This window comes from Klebsiella sp. K47, from assembly GCF_051858335.1.
In the GTDB taxonomy this organism is placed as follows: Bacteria; Pseudomonadota; Gammaproteobacteria; order Enterobacterales; family Enterobacteriaceae; genus Klebsiella; species Klebsiella pneumoniae.
On the sequence record NZ_JBPYUI010000182.1, the window covers coordinates 1 to 245 of the forward strand.

Genomic DNA, 245 nt, shown 5'->3' on the forward strand with positions numbered 1-245 from the left:
CGACGTGGCCAAGACCACCGGCCGCATCCTGGAAGTGCCGGTCGGTCCGGAGATGCTCGGCCGCGTCGTGAACGCGCTGGGCGAGCCGATCGACGGCAAGGGCCCGCTGGGCACCTCGTTGACCGCGCCGGTGGAGCGCGTGGCCCCGGGCGTGATCTGGCGCAAGTCGGTCGACCAGCCGGTGCAGACCGGTTACAAGTCGGTCGACGCGATGATCCCGATCGGCCGCGGCCAGCGCGAGCTGA

The 245-nt window shown here is 71.8% G+C and carries 1 pseudogene; it reads left to right on the forward strand.

Annotated features, from left to right (window positions below):
• Positions 1 to 245, forward strand: a pseudogene (locus RRF55_RS27620) (F0F1 ATP synthase subunit alpha); the annotation flags it as partial.